Genomic DNA, 14,381 nt, shown 5'->3' with positions numbered 1-14,381 from the left:
CGCCACTTGGACGTTCAAAAAATCATTTAGACGTCCAAATAGCGACTCCCGCAAGCTCCTGCGAAGCTTCGCGTGCTAGCGTTCGCCGACCAGGGGGATCCACATCATGCGGGGAGAGAGCATCATGTCGTCGAAGGGTTCCGTACGTCTCGGTCCGGCGATCGCCGTCGGACTGTTTGCCATGTTCGGGAGCATGGCCGCGGCGCACGCGGCGGCGGGAGACCCGCCGATCGGTGCGAAGGGCGTGGTGGTGGCCGATCCGGCCGTGCCGCGTCCGCCGGGCACGCCGTGCGTGGTGCAGTTGTTCAACGATGACGTCTTCAACGATTTCAATGCGCGCCCCTACGACTACGCGCCGCCGGCCGGCTGCGCAGGCAAGTGGTCGAAAGTGGTGCTGGAAGCGGATTTCTCGGTCACCGCCGGACGCCAGTTCGACCGCACCGCCAATCTGTGGCTGGGCGGCGTGAACATCTACTTCGGCACCACCCAGGAACCCTCGGCCACGGTGTCGCCGAGCTGGCACGTGGAGCGCGACCTCACCGACTACGACGCTCTGCTGCGCAGCCCCGGCAAGGGCCAGGCGGTGATCGGCAACGTCGTCAACGACACTTACACCGGCGTGATCCACGGCAGCGCGCGCCTCCTGTTCTATCCCGCCTCGCTGATCGCGCCGGCCGCGCCGGTGCCGGATGCGGTGTATCCGCTCGGCGCCGACCCGATCGGCAATACCACCACGCTCAATACGCCGACCGACAAGCTCGCCAAGACGCTCACGCTGCCGCGCAACGTGGTGCGCGCCTACCTGGACGTGTTCGCGCAAAGCCAGAGCGGCGATGAGTTCTGGTACACCTGCGTGCCGGACCAGTACGCCGCGGAAACCGAAGAATGCGGCGGCGGCAATTTCCGCGAAGCCGAAGTCAGCATCGACGGCCAGCCGGCCGGCGTGGCCCCGATCTATCCGTGGATCTACACCGGCGGCATCGATCCTTACATGTGGCGCCCGACGCCCGGCGTGCAGACGCTGAACTTCATGCCCTACCGCGTGGACCTCACGCCGTTCGCCGGCCAGCTCAGCGACGGCACGCCGCACGAAGTGGCGGTCAACGTGGCCGGTGCGCACGGTTACTTCTCCGCCACCGCGGCGCTGCTGGTGTATCGCGATCCGCATGCCAGGCAAGTGACCGGCCATGTCACGCGCAACACGCTGGTGGGCCAGGCGCCGACGCCTGCCATCGGCGACACCCTGGTCACCGACGCCAGCGGCAACCTGACAGGCGACATCACCACCAAGCTCTCGCGCCAGTTCGTGATCGAGGGCTACACCACCACCTCCAGCGGCCGCGTGGTGAGCACGGTGGCGCAGACGGTGGGCTTCGACGACACGCAGAGCTTCGTCATCAACGCATCGACCTTCCACCAGATCTCCGCGCAGGTGACCAGCGTGGACAGCGTCAGCCGCAGCCGGATCGGGCCGCTGCTCACGGTGGAGTCGCGCCAGCAGGCTTCGTATCCGCTGCGCGTGGACTACAACCAGGTGCTGGCCGCCGACGGCAGCCTCAGCGCGGCCAGCACCGTGCACCAGGGCCTGACCAGCCACGCCGAACGCCGCTGGCTGGGCTTCCCCACCTATGCGGCTGACTTGAGCAACACCATCGATACTGGCGACACGCTCAACTTCGACGCCAGCGGTGCGCTCACCAGCCATACCGGCCAGCACAGCACGCAGGGCTACAGCTTCCGCGACAGCTACGGCAGCTGCTATCGCGTGGACCTCGCCACCGATACCGGCGCGCTCGCCAGCTATGCCTCCGGCACCGGCTGCCCCGGCGGCCAGAACCGGGTGTGGTGGATCGCCCATCCGGACGGCTCGCCCGACAGCCGCAACCTGCAGGTGCTCTGGTAAGGAACCGGCGCGCGCCGCTCTCCGGCGGCGCGCGCCTCCTGATCTGCAGCTTGCTTTTTGCGGGCAACATCTCCGCAATATCGCCTCCCTAAGCTGGCGCGCCCCGCGTCTCCCCACGCCGAAGCCGCCATGTCAAAGCTCAACTCTTCCCGCCGCACCGCGGGTGCGACCCGCTACGCCCTGCTGATTCTCGTCGTGCTGCTGGCCGGCGCCGGCGGCGTGATCGCCTGGGTGCTGCACGCCAACCGCGACGTGCCGACCGTGGCCGATACCGCCGCCGCCGACACCGGCGAAATCCATCGCGAAGGCGCGCCCGGCGGCGTGGCCGACCTGCTCAAGCGCGCCCGCGCCTCGGTGGCGCAGCAGCGCCTGCTGGCGCCGGCCGGCGACAACGCGGTGGAGTGGTATCTGCGCGTGTTGAAGCAGGAGCCGGCCAATCCGGTGGCGCAGGATGCGCTGCGCGAGCTGTTCCCGTTCGCCGCGAATGCGGCCGAGCAGACCATCGGCGAAGGCAATGCGGCCGAAGCGCAGCGCGAGATCGACCTGCTGACCCGCGCGGACCCGGCCAACTACACGCTCACCATCCTGCGCGCCAAGCTGCAGGCCCAGGCGCAGGTGGCGGAAGACCACCGGCGCAAGGAGGAACAGCTGGCGCAGGCCGCGGCGCAGAAGGCGCAGGTGCGTTCCGCCGCCGCGCCGGTAACCACCGCGCCGGCGCCGGTAGTGGCGAACAATGCACCGCCGCCGGTGGCGCATCCCACACCTGCCGCGCCGGCGGAAAACCCGGCACCGCATCCGGCCGCACCGGCGCCGGCTGCTGTTGCCGCCAGCACCTCGCCGGTGCTCAAGCGTCGCGTCGAACCGTATTACCCGGACGACGCGCGCCGCACGCGCCGGCAAGGCTGGGTCGACGTGCGCTTCACCGTGGAAGCCGACGGCTCGGTCAGCCATGCCGGCGTGATCGGCGCCGAGCCGCGCAACGTGTTCGACCGTTCCGCGCTCACCGCGGTGGAACGCTGGCAATTCACCCCGGGTACGCGCGACGGCAACGCGGTGCCGATGGAAGTGCGCCAGCGCATCGATTTCCATTTGTGAACTCCATTAGAGAGCGCTACGCGGCGCATAATCGCCGCCTGCTTCCAGGAGAACCACGCCATGCGCAAGGCCATGCCCGCCCTGTTCCTGCTCGCCGCCGCGATCGCCACCGGCGCCTGCCATGACACGACGCATGACGGCGCGAAGACGGAGGCGAAACCCGTCGCCGGCTTCGTCACCGACACGGCGGCGTTCGACGCCTTCATCGCCACGCATCCCACGCCCGCGCAGTTCCATGCGCGCTACCCCGACGTGCAGCTGGTCACGCCGGACATGGTCACCACCATGGAAATGCGCAGCAACAACAGCCGCTACTTTCCCGAGCTGGACAAGGACGGCCGCATCACCGGCGGCGGCTTCCGCTGATCGTCACAAAGCGATTGCCAAGCACGTCACATCGCTGACATCTGCCGGGACTACCGTGGCGCGCCGTCCTGCCGTGTGAAATGCACGTGTAGGGCGCTCCATCCCATCGGCCAGCTGTCATGTCCCGTGCGTTCCCTGCCGCGTTTCCCCGACGCGGCCTGCTTGTGGTTTCCATCGCGCTGTTCGCGGCCGCGGCGATCGCCGCGTATGCGTTCCTGCGCACGCCCGCCATGGATGGTGCGGGCGTTCAAGCCAAGGGACCGGCCGAAGCGGCCAGCAGCGGCGGCCAGGACAGCGGCGTCGGCATCATGCTCGGCCTGGCCAGGAGCGCGGTGGACGAGAAGCGGCTGATCGCGCCGGCCGGCGCCAATGCGTTCGAGTTCTATCTCAGCGCGCTGCAGCTTGAGCCGGACAACGCCACCGCAACCGCGGGCCTGCACGAGCTGTTCGAGCCGGCCGCGGACGACGTCGAGCGCGCCATCAACGACAACCATCTCGACGAGGCGCAGCGCGAGCTGAGCCTGCTGCGCGAATTCGACGGCACCAACTACAAACTGGCGCTGCTCGGCGGCAAGCTCGATGCGCAGCGGCAGATCCAGGTGCGCGAGGACGAGGCGCGCGCGGCGGTGATCCAGTCGCAGGCGACGTCGTCGTCTTCCGCGCCGGCGCAGTAGCCATGCCGTAGCTTGGGGTAAGCCAGAGGCGAACCCCAACATCGCCAGCTTCAAGCGCATCGCCACGTTGGGGTTCGCCTTCGGCTCACCCCAACCTACTTGAGCAGAGGACCGGTCTTGCGCAGCAGCAGCTCGACCAGTTCGGGCTGCATGAAGGCGTAGTCGTCGGGAATGCCCAGCACCACCACGCGCTTGTCCTTGAGCTGCCGCGCATGGCGCGACTGCAGCCGGCGCCGGTGCGCGTTCTCCATCACCACGATGAGTTCGGCCCAGTCGATCTGTTCGGCCGATACCGGTGTTTCGGCGTCGGCGGCCAGCCCCGCGGAGTCGACTTCGATACCGGGCCAGCCGCGGAACACCTGTTCCGCGGTGGGACTGCGCAGCCGGTTGCGGCTGCACAGGAACAGGACGCGCAGCTTGCTCATCCGGCGGCGAGGTACTCGTCTTTCAGGCGCACGTAGTGGTCGGCGGAGTAATGCAGCTGCTCGACCTGCTTGTCGCTCAGCTGGCGCACGCACCTGGCGGGGTTGCCGACCCACAGTTCGCGTTCGCCCACCACCTTGCCGGGCGGGATGACGGCGCCGGCGGCGACGAAGCCGTACTTCTTCACGGTGGCGCCGTCGAGCACGGTGGCGTGCATGCCGATGAGGCAGTAGTCCTCGATGGTGCAGGCGTGGATGACGGCGGCGTGGCCGATGGTGACGCCTTCGCCGACCAGGGTGGGGAAGCCGCCGGGGGAGTAGGGGCCGTCGTGGGTGACGTGGATGATGCTGCCGTCCTGGATGTTGCTGCGGGGGCCGATGCGGATGTGGTGGACGTCGCCGCGGAGGATGGCGCCGGGCCAGATGGAGGTGTCGTCTGCCAGTTCGACTGCGCCGATGATGGTGGCGGCGGGGTCGACGTAGACGCGGGCGCCGAGGGTGGGGGCTATGCCCCGGTAGGTACGGAGGTTGCTCATGTGCGCATTGTCCTTGCGCGTTGGACTGAGCGCTAGCTCGTCATCCCGGCGTAGGCCGGACGAGCGCGTAGCGCGAAGAACGCCCGTAGGGCGGCCCCGAAGGGGTGAGCGAAGCGAATCATCCAGTAGCGACTAGGTGTGGTTGTCGCGACTTGGCCGCTTATGCAGCGGGCATTTCGGACGCCTGCCGGCGCCCGAGTCACTTTCTCTTTGCTGGCCCAAAGAGAAAGTAACCAAAGAGAGAATGGCCTGAGAGCCAAGGCTCGCGACGCGACTAGAAGGAGCAGTGGGCGGCTGCGGTAACTTGATTAACCTGGGTCTACACGAAACATCAGTGCGTTTACGTAACGGCTGCTTCAACGTGCCGTGGCCGAGAGGATGTTCAAGAATCGAGGCCAGCTTTTGCTCTTCGTTCCTGTATGCGACACCACCCCACTTCTCCCTCTCCCCTCCGGGGAGAGGGCGGGGTGAGGGGCCGGGCTCGCCACGACGTGACTGACCGAAGGCCGCGCGTGAGCTTGGCCTTATGGATTTTCCAGCACCCGCATCGTCTCGCGATAACCCGCTTCGACCGCCCTCTCCCAATCGCCCCAATCGAGCACGCTCACATGCTCCAGTGGCGGCGTCACCAATACATCGGCTAACCCGCGGCGGTGTTCGCTGGCGCCTTCGCTGTTGACCATCGCTGCGCGCACCAGTGTGGAGACCAGGCCTGGGCGCTGGATCGCTTGGCGCTGCAGCATCAAGCGCCACCACGGAGGGGTGCTGTATTCCTCGGCGGTAGTGAGGAGGGAGATGTCGGCGCGGATGTCGATGGCGGTGATGTGGGCGATGCCGTCGGTGGACATGACGTCGGTGGGGAGGTTGTCGACCAGGGCGCCGTCGACGTAGACGCGGCCGCGGTGCAGTACGGGTGGCAGGACGCCGGGGATGGCGCTGGAGGCGCGTAGCCACATCCATAGCGGGCCGGCTCGCTGCACCACCATGCCGTCGCCGGACAGGCAGGTCGCCACGCAGAAGAACGGGAGCTTGAGGTCTTCGATGTCCAGGGCGCCGAAGGCGCGGCGCAGCATGCTGGCGGCGCGGCGGCCGCGGGTCAGGGCGACGACGGGCAGGGTCCAGTCCGAGAGCGGGCGGCCTTGCACGAAGGCGCGGCGGTAGACCTCGGTCATTTCCTCCAGGCCCCAGCCGGCGGCGACGCCGGCGCCGATGATGGCGCCGATGCTGGTGCCGCCGACGCAGTCGAATTCCTGGCCGGCTTCCTTCAGCGCGCGCAGCGCGCCCAGATGCGCGAGGCCGCGCGCGCCTCCGCCGGCCAGCACCAGGCCGCGCGCATTGCCGCTGACCAGGCGCGCCAGCCGTGCGATATCCACCTGGCCGCCGACGTGGTGGTGCTGCAGTTCGCCGCCGAACGGTGCGCGCCAGCGCTGCGCCGCGCCCAGGCTGGGCTGGCGGCCGGCCTGCAGCAGGATCAGATGGCGCGGGCGGTGCCCGAGGCGCGAGGGATCGAGGATCGCCGCTTCCGGCCACGGCCGCGCCGGCCGCGCGGCCTGGGCCGGCAGCAGCAGCACGTCGGCCTGGCGCAGGCAGCGCTGGCGCCACAGCGGATCGCCCTGGGTGTCCAGGTAAATGACGAAGCGGGCCTGCGCCTCGCGCGCGGCGAACCAGTCGCTGCCGCGGCCGGCGCCCTGCTCGCCGTCGATCACGATGCAGCTGCCATACGCCTCCAGGGCCATCGCCAGCTGCATGGCCAGGGTGCGCGCCGGCACCTCGGCATCCGGCGGCAGCAGGGCGAAGGTGCGCGCCACGCCGGGGCTTTCCTCCTTGCGCAGGCGCCGCTGCAGGCGCGCCACCGCCACGCGGGCGATGCCGAGCATGGCCTGCGGATGGCGTCCTGCCAGTGCTTCGAAAGCCGTGCGGTCCAGCCGCAGCAGTTCGCAGTCGCGCAGGGCGCGCACGGTGAGCTGGCGGGCGTCGCCGCTGACCAGGCCGATCTCGCCCACGCTGTCGCCGGCCGAGACCAGATGCACCAGGCGTGCCGGCTCGTCCTCGTCGAACAGGCCCAGGCTGCCGCTGACCAGCAGGTACATGGCATCGGCCGCCTCGCCCGCCTTGAACAGCGGCCGGCCGCCGGGAAGGCTGAACCAGACCAGGCCGTCGGCGAGGTCGGCCAGGGCCTCGTCGCCGAGGTGGCCGAACACGTCGCTTTGACGCAACAGGTCGCTGAAATCCGTTTGACGCATAAAGGCCATGGTAGGGCGCGCTATATGACACCCCGGCGTAAGCGCGCCCCCGTCCGGCCTTGATTTCGCCCAGGCCCGTCGCCACGCTGGCGCTCCCAAGGAGAGACGCATGGCTCACGAAAACACCGCCCGGGACACCCAGGCGCACGCCGCTCCGGCGCATGACAACCCGCTGCTGGACGGCGGCGAACTGCCGGCCTTCTCGCGCATCAGGCCGCAGCACGTCGGCCCCGCCATCGATGTACTGCTGGCCGACTACCGCGACGCCATCGACCAGCTCACCGCCGCCGGCGGCCCGCGCGATTTCGCCGGCCTGATGCTGGCGCAGGAACGCCTGGAGCAGCGCGTGTCGCGCGCCTGGGCGCCGGTGGGGCATCTGCATTCGGTGGCCGACAGTGAAGCGCTGCGCGAGGCCTATGGTCCGGCCGAGGAAAAACTCACCGAGCACGGCATCGAGCTGGGCCAGAACCGCGCGCTGTACCAGGCCGTGCAGGCACTGGCCGACGCGCCGGAGTTCGCCGCGCTGGCACAGCCGGAGCGCACCCTGGTCGAGCATGCGTTGCGCGATTTCCGCCTCTCCGGGGTGGCGCTGGAAGAACCGGAGCGCACGCGCTACCGCGAGATCGGCGTGGAGCTGAGCAAGCTGTCCACCGAGTTCTCCAACGCGGTGCTCGACGCCACCGACGCCTGGCACCAGCACATCACCGACGAGCGCGACCTCGCCGGCATTCCCGAATCCGGCCGCGCCGTGCTGCGCCAGTACGCGCGCGAGCAGAACCTGGACGGTTATCTGGTGACGCTCAAGCAGCCCAGCGTGCAGGCGGTGCTGACCTACGCCGACAACCGCGGCCTGCGCGAGCGCGTGTACTGGGCGTACCAGACGCGCGCTTCGGACCAGGGTCCGCACGCCGGCAAGTTCGACAACGGCCCGCGGATCGAGCGCATCGTGGCGCTGCGCCACGAGGCGGCGCAGCTGCTGGGCTTCGCCAATGCGGCGGAGGAATCGCTGGCCACGAAGATGGCGGCCTCGCCCACCGAGGTGATGGAGTTCCTGCACGACCTGGCCCAGCGCGCCCGTCCGGTGGCGCGCCAGGAGCTGGCGGAACTGCGCGAGTTCGCCGCGAAGGAACTGAAGCTGGACAACCTCGAATCCTGGGACGTCGCCTACGCATCGGAGAAGCTGCGCCAGCGCAGCTACGACCTCGACGAACAGCAGCTCAAGCCCTACTTCCCGCTGCCGGCGGTGATCGACGGGCTGTTCGGCCTGGTGCAGCGCCTGTACGGCGTGACGCTGGCGCCGCGCGACGGCATCGACGTGTGGCATCCGGACGTGCGCTATTACGACGTGCGCGATGCCGGCGGCCGCGTGTTCGCCGGTGCGTATGTCGACCTCTACGCGCGTTCCGGCAAGCGCGGCGGCGCCTGGATGGACGTGTGCCGCTCGCGCTTCAGCGACGGCGCACAGGAGCAGCTGCCGGTGGCCTTCCTCACCTGCAACTTCGCGCCGCCGACCGAGGGCCGCCCGGCCCTGCTCACCCACGACGACGTGCTCACCCTGTTCCACGAATTCGGCCATGGCCTGCATCACCTGCTGACCGAGATCGCGCTGCCTTCGATCGGCGGCATCGACGGCGTGGAATGGGATGCGGTGGAACTGCCCAGCCAGTTCATGGAGAACTTCGGCTGGAACCGCCAGGCGCTGGACCTGTTCGCGCGCCACTGGCAGACCGGCGAGCCGCTGCCGGAAGAACTGTTCCAGCGCATGCTGGCCGCGCGGCATTTCCATGCCGGCCTGTTCCTGGTGCGCCAGCTGGAATTCGCCATGTTCGATTTCCGCCTGCACCTGGAATACGAACCGGCGCAGGGTGCGCGTCCGCTTGCCGTGCTGGAGGAAGTGCGGCGCGAGGTGGCGGTGCTGCACCCGCCGATCTGGCAGCGCTTCCCCAACAGCTTCACGCATATCTTCGCCGGCGGTTATGCCGCCGGTTACTACAGCTATCTGTGGGCGGAGCTGCTCAGCGCCGATGCGTTCGGCGCGTTCGAGGATGCCGCGCAGGCAGGCGGCAGCGTGATCGACCGCGACACCGGCGAGCGCTTCCGCCGCGAGGTGCTGGCCGTGGGCGCCAGCCGCCCGGCGCTGGACAGTTTCGTCGCCTTCCGCGGCCGCAAGCCCGAACCCGATGCGCTGCTGCGCAGCCACGGGCTGAGCTGAGCGCATGTGAACGTCCCGCGGTTCGCCGCGGGACGTTCGGCGCGGCATCAGCGATCCCTTACATCGAATGGCATGGGTCTGGCGGCGCACCGCCACGGGACGGCGGTGTGCGTGTGCGCCAGTCGATGTTTTTTCATCGCGGCGCATTCATCCGCGCGGTCGCGCCTGCATGCAATGTGTGGGCCTTCCCCTACGGCCTTGGCGCTAAGCCTGCTAAGCGCTTGGATTTAGCTCTCTTTGCCGAATGGTTCCGCGCGCTGCGCGCGGCTACGAATAGCGGCCCTGATCGTCCTACGAATCGTCCTGCGATCAGCCATCGGCGCCTGCGTGCGCCTGTTACCGCCCATTCGGAGCCTTACTGTCATGGCCAAATCAGACAATGCATTCATCACGCTTCGCGTCGCCGCCGAGTTCCTCAAGGCGGAAAGCACCGACCAGCGTCCCGCCGTCGCCGCCTACGCCTATAGCGATGGCGGCCGCCTGCTCTCCTACGCGGCCTTGGGTGAGAAGGGCGAGACCAAGCTTGAACTGCCCGTAGCGCGCGAGGCCTCCGCCGTGCGCGTGGTGCTGGGACCTGCGCCCGAAGAGAAACAGCCGCCCGCGCTCGAAGAGCTGCTGCGCCGCGGCGCGATCGAGCGCCACATCACGCTGCGCCCCGGCGACACCGCGCCGGATCTGCGCATTCCGGTGTTCCCGGATGTCTGGCGCTACTGGCTGCTGGGGCTGTGCCTGGTCAAGGGCACGGTGCTCAAGCGCGTGGTGCGCGACGGCGTGTCGGTGGATTTCCCGGTATGCCACGCCACGGTGGAGATCTACGAGGTCGATCCGCTGTGGATCGTGCTGCCGAAGCTGCCGCCGTATGTGATCGATCATCTGCGCGAGATCCTCGCCGGCCGGCAGCCGCCGCGTCCGCTGCCGGGACCCGGCCCGGTGGAGGAGATCAACGCGCACCAGGTGGACGAAGCCTCGCTGCAGGCGCTGCACGCCGCCGCCGGCAACCAGAAGCTGCGCTTCGCCGCGATGAGCGGCAGCGCGCAGATGTTCCAGCAATCGCTGGTGGAGCATGCGCAGCTGATCCGGCCGATCCTGTGCTGGCTGTATCCGCGCTTCGTCACCATGCAGCTGGTCGGCACCGCCGCCACCGACGAGTGCGGGCATTTCGCGCGCTTTATCTTCAAGGGTTTCCGCAATCCGGACCAGCCGGACCTGTACTTCAAGGTGAAGCAGCGACTGTTCGGCTTCTTCGAGGTGACGCTGTACGCGCCGACGCCGGTCGCCTGCCATACCTGGTGGGACTACCAGTGCGGCACCGAAGTCACCTTGCACGTGACCAACCCGCTGGCCATGACCTGCCGCCCGTGCGCGCCGGTGATCGCCGGCAACAATTGGGTGCTGTTCACCGCCATCGGCAATCATTCGCTGGACGATATCCGCGGCAGTGCGCAGACCCTGGCCGGCAGCAGCAATGCCGGCAATCTCGGCCTCACCGGCGGCGGTGCGCCGTGGGGCGGCGTGCTGATGCCGCGGCTGGATTTCGACAACGCGTTGCGCGACAGCCTGGGTGTGAAGTTCTACCGCCTGTCGTGGAAGCGCGACGGCGAGCCGGACAGCCAGTACAAGCCGCTCAATGCCGCGATCAGCCGCCACTATGCGCAGATGATCGGCACCGACCTGGTGCTGACGGCGTACCCGCTCGGCCCGCAGGTGGCCGGCAGCGAAGGCAATCTGTTCGAGATCCCGCCCGCGGTGCCGCCGGCCGGCCAATGGAGCGTGGCCGACGCGGTCGAAGACACCGCCAACGGCAAGTTCGACACCACTACCGCGCTCGGCGGTGCGCCGATCCTGGACGGCCTGGTGCAGCTGCGGCTGGAACTGTTCGATGCGGCCGGCCTGCCGGTGAACATCGGCGCGCTGGGCATCGATTACTACGTGCCCACCTATGTCGATGGCAGCGGCAACATCCACACCATCAAGGCCAGCGATCCGCAGCTGGGCCTGGGTGCCGGCCTGGTGCAAGGCAGTGCGATGGTGCTCACCCTGCACGTGAACAATGAGCCCTGCTCGGCGCATATCGGCGCGCCGATGGTCGGCGGCACCGGCGCGGACGATTGCTGCGGCGTGCTGGGCTACCACAGCGACGGCGACAACGTGACGATGCCGTGGCAGGCCAGCCATCCGCACGGCTTCGCCACCTACGGCTTCCTGGTCCGGCGCGGCGCGCGCGACGTGCTGTCCGACAGCGGTGCGGTGGGTGGCGGCAGCTTCAGCGAGACGCGCTCGGTCGGCTACCTGATGACGACCAATCCCGCGCCGGGCTGCACGGGCGGCTGCACGGTGGCGGGATTCACCGAGAACCTGTCGGTCTATGCGATGGCGACCAACGGGTGGGGCCGCCTGTCCAACTACGACGGCTGGGATGCGCGGGCCTTCGTGCTCAGCCACCTGTAAGCAGGAGCACAGCGGGAGGCCGGTCACGGACCGGCCTCCCCTGCGTCCGGCGGAGTGCCGAAGCGGCGGCATCCCCCTACAATGCCGGGCATGAAAATCGCCTCCTGGAACGTCAACTCGCTCAAGGTCCGCCTGCCGCAGCTCACCGAGTGGGCGGCCGAGGCCAAGCCCGACGTCATCGCGCTGCAGGAAACCAAGCTGGAGGACGCCAGGTTCCCGGTCGACGAGCTGGCCGCCGCCGGCTACCGCGCCGTGTACTCCGGGCAGAAGACCTATAACGGCGTGGCCATCCTGGCCCGCGAGGAACCCACCGACGTCGTCACCGACATCCCCGGCCTGGACGACCCGCAGCGGCGCATCCTCGCCGCCACCGTCGGCGGCGTGCGCGTGGTGGATCTGTACGTGGTCAACGGCAAGGCGGTGGGCGACGAGAAATACGCCTACAAGCTCGACTGGCTGGCCAAGGTGCGCGATTTCCTGGAAGCGGAACACCAGCGCCACCCGCACCTGGTGGTGCTGGGCGATTTCAACATCGCGCCGGACGACCGCGACGTCTACGACCCGGTGGCCTGGGGCGAGGACGTGCTGTGCTCGCCGCCGGAGCGCGCCGCGCTCAAGGCGATCACCGAACTTGGGCTGCACGACAGCTTCCGCCTGTTCGAACAGGAGGCCGGGCACTTCAGCTGGTGGGACTACCGCCAGGCAGCGTTCCGGCGCAACATGGGTTTGCGCATCGATCTGATCCTGGTCGGCGACGCACTGAAGCAAGCGGCGAAGGCGGCAGCCATCGACCGCACGCCGCGCCGCTGGGAAAGGCCTTCGGACCACACGCCGGTGACGCTGGATCTGGATATCTGATGAATACGAACAAGACCGACTGGCCCAGTTCGCTCACGGACGACGAGCTCGACGAACTGGACCGCTATCTCCGCGCCCATTCCGGCGACGGCGACCTGCTGCTCGACGGCGTGCACGGCATGCTCTCCGCGCTGGCGGTCGGCCCGCTGCAGGTGCTGCCGGAAGAATGGCTGCCGGAAGTGCTGCACGAGCCCTTCGCCGACGAGGAAGAAGGCAATCGCGTGCTGGCGCTGCTGGCCAAGCTCAACGACTCCATCGCCGCCGAACTGGACGTCGACGCCTACGAGCCGATCCTGGGCGAAGTCGACACCGAAACCGGTCCCACCCTGTCCGCCGCGGGCTGGTGCGAAGGCTTCAGCCGCGCCATCGACCTGCGCGCCGGCCTGTGGGAAAAGCGCCTGGCCGACGACCCTTCGCTGATGGAACTGCTCGGGCCGGTGATGGCGCTGGCGGTCGACGAAGGCATCCTCAGCGCCGAGACCGATTTCGAAAAGCTCAGCGACGACGAATACGACGAGTGCCTGGCCCAGCTGCCGGCCGTGCTGTCCGCGGTGGAGCATTACTGGCAGCAGCACCCGGTGACCGAGGCCGACATGGAAGCCATGGCCCAGGCCACCCCCGCCAACGCCGGTGGCGGCGGCGAGGACAGCGGCCAGGCGCCGCCGCGGCACCGCAGCGGCCACTGGCTGCATTGACGCCGTAGGAAACAATCCGTTCGCGCGGCGCGGCTTGGACCGGGCCGGCCGCGCAACCATCATGTGGCGCATTCCTTACGGAGTCCCATCATGAGCGAGCGCAGCATCATCCGCCGCATCCGCGGCACCGACACTTCCGATGGCGCGGGCGTGCGCCTGAAGCGCATCATCGGCCAGCCCGGCCTGGACATGCTCGATCCGTTCCTGCTGCTGGACGAATTCCGTTCCGACAGCGCGGACGACTACCTCGCCGGCTTCCCCGAGCATCCGCACCGCGGCTTCGAAACGGTGACCTACATGCTCGCCGGCCATATGCGCCACGGCGACAACCACGGCAACCAGGGCGACCTCGGCCCCGGCAGCGTGCAGTGGATGACCGCCGGCCGCGGCATCCTGCATTCGGAAATGCCGCAGCAGGAAAACGGCCTGATGTGGGGCTTCCAGCTGTGGGTGAACCTGCCCGCGAAGGACAAGCTGACCGAGCCGCGCTACCAGGACATCGACCCCGCGCGCATTCCCACCGTGCGTCCGCAGGACGGTGTGGAAGTGAAGATCATCGCCGGCGAAGTGTTCGGTGCGGCCGGCCCCGTGGCCGGCATCGCCACGCAGCCGGTGTATCTCGATATCGCCCTGCAGCCCGGCGCGCAGCTGGAAGTGCCGCTGCCGGAAGGCCATAGCGCCTTCGCCTACGTGTTCGATGGCGCGGATGCCCAGGTGGCCGGCGACGTGCTCAGCCGCAGCGAACTGGCCGTGCTTTCCAAGGGCGGCTCGGTGCGCATCGGCGGCCGCGAAGCGCCGTCGCGCGTGCTGCTGGTGGCGGGCAAGCCGCTGGGCGAGAGCGTGGCGCGCTACGGACCGTTCGTGATGAACACGCCTGCCGAGATTCATCAGGCGATCGCGGATTTCCGCGCCGGCAAGTTCTAAGCCCC

At 68.7% G+C, this 14,381-nt stretch carries 12 protein-coding genes; 9 read left to right on the top strand and 3 right to left on the bottom strand.

Features of this window, described 5'->3' with window-relative positions:
• The first annotated feature begins 181 nt into the window (after positions 1–181).
• The 4 genes from ISN75_RS22225 to ISN75_RS22210 all read left to right on the top strand — a co-directional run bounded on the left by ISN75_RS22225 (position 182) and on the right by ISN75_RS22210 (position 4,038).
• A complete protein-coding gene (locus ISN75_RS22225; RefSeq protein ID WP_343820438.1) occupies positions 182–1,903 on the top strand; it encodes a peptide-N4-asparagine amidase in 1,722 nt (573 codons plus the stop codon).
• A 129-nt stretch (positions 1,904–2,032) separates the two neighbouring features.
• Positions 2,033–2,998, top strand: a complete 966-nt coding sequence (locus ISN75_RS22220; protein WP_343820439.1) for an energy transducer TonB — start codon at positions 2,033–2,035, stop codon at positions 2,996–2,998.
• 60 nt (positions 2,999–3,058) lie between these two features.
• Positions 3,059–3,364: a hypothetical protein gene (locus ISN75_RS22215; RefSeq protein WP_343820440.1), complete on the top strand. Its 306-nt coding sequence runs from the start codon at positions 3,059–3,061 to the stop codon at positions 3,362–3,364.
• A 119-nt stretch (positions 3,365–3,483) separates the two neighbouring features.
• On the top strand, positions 3,484–4,038 hold the full coding sequence (locus tag ISN75_RS22210) for a hypothetical protein (protein ID WP_343820442.1): 555 nt from the start codon (positions 3,484–3,486) through the stop codon (positions 4,036–4,038).
• A 95-nt stretch (positions 4,039–4,133) separates the two neighbouring features.
• Here ISN75_RS22210 and ISN75_RS22205 read toward each other — a convergent pair whose 3' ends face one another.
• The 3 genes from ISN75_RS22205 to ISN75_RS22195 form a co-directional block, all read right to left on the bottom strand.
• Entirely contained in the window at positions 4,134–4,463 is a 330-nt protein-coding gene (locus ISN75_RS22205) for a low molecular weight protein tyrosine phosphatase family protein (protein ID WP_343820443.1), read from the bottom strand.
• Complete coding sequence (locus tag ISN75_RS22200; protein WP_167252903.1) at positions 4,460–4,996, bottom strand: gamma carbonic anhydrase family protein; 537 nt, start codon at positions 4,994–4,996, stop codon at positions 4,460–4,462. The genes ISN75_RS22205 and ISN75_RS22200 overlap by 4 nt, the downstream gene beginning before the upstream one ends.
• 524 nt (positions 4,997–5,520) lie before the next feature.
• Positions 5,521–7,239: a patatin-like phospholipase family protein gene (locus ISN75_RS22195; RefSeq protein WP_343818375.1), complete on the bottom strand. Its 1,719-nt coding sequence runs from the start codon at positions 7,237–7,239 to the stop codon at positions 5,521–5,523.
• A gap of 109 nt (positions 7,240–7,348) precedes the next feature.
• Here ISN75_RS22195 and ISN75_RS22190 point away from each other — a divergent pair, with 109 nt between their 5' ends.
• The 5 genes from ISN75_RS22190 to ISN75_RS22170 all read left to right on the top strand — a co-directional run bounded on the left by ISN75_RS22190 (position 7,349) and on the right by ISN75_RS22170 (position 14,376).
• The gene (locus tag ISN75_RS22190; RefSeq protein ID WP_343818372.1) at positions 7,349–9,451 is read left to right on the top strand and encodes a M3 family metallopeptidase; all 2,103 of its coding nucleotides are present in this window, start codon (positions 7,349–7,351) and stop codon (positions 9,449–9,451) included.
• 363 nt (positions 9,452–9,814) lie between these two features.
• Positions 9,815–11,899 (top strand): hypothetical protein, encoded by a 2,085-nt coding sequence (locus ISN75_RS22185; RefSeq protein WP_167252906.1) that lies wholly within the window; start codon positions 9,815–9,817, stop codon positions 11,897–11,899.
• Positions 11,900–11,989: 90 nt separating this feature from the next.
• Entirely contained in the window at positions 11,990–12,757 is a 768-nt protein-coding gene (gene xth, locus ISN75_RS22180) for an exodeoxyribonuclease III (RefSeq protein WP_167252907.1), read from the top strand.
• Positions 12,757–13,452, top strand: a complete 696-nt coding sequence (locus ISN75_RS22175) for a YecA family protein (protein ID WP_343818369.1) — start codon at positions 12,757–12,759, stop codon at positions 13,450–13,452. Before xth ends, ISN75_RS22175 begins: the two co-directional genes overlap by 1 nt.
• Before the next feature lie 90 nt (positions 13,453–13,542).
• A complete protein-coding gene (locus ISN75_RS22170) occupies positions 13,543–14,376 on the top strand; it encodes a pirin family protein (protein ID WP_343818367.1) in 834 nt (277 codons plus the stop codon).
• Positions 14,377–14,381: the final 5 nt, after the last annotated feature.

It is taken from the genome of Dyella marensis, from assembly GCF_049532885.1.
Classification (GTDB): domain Bacteria; phylum Pseudomonadota; class Gammaproteobacteria; order Xanthomonadales; family Rhodanobacteraceae; genus Dyella_D; species Dyella_D marensis.
Note: the sequence above shows the minus strand (reverse complement) of the source record. Positions and strands in the feature narration are given on the sequence as shown.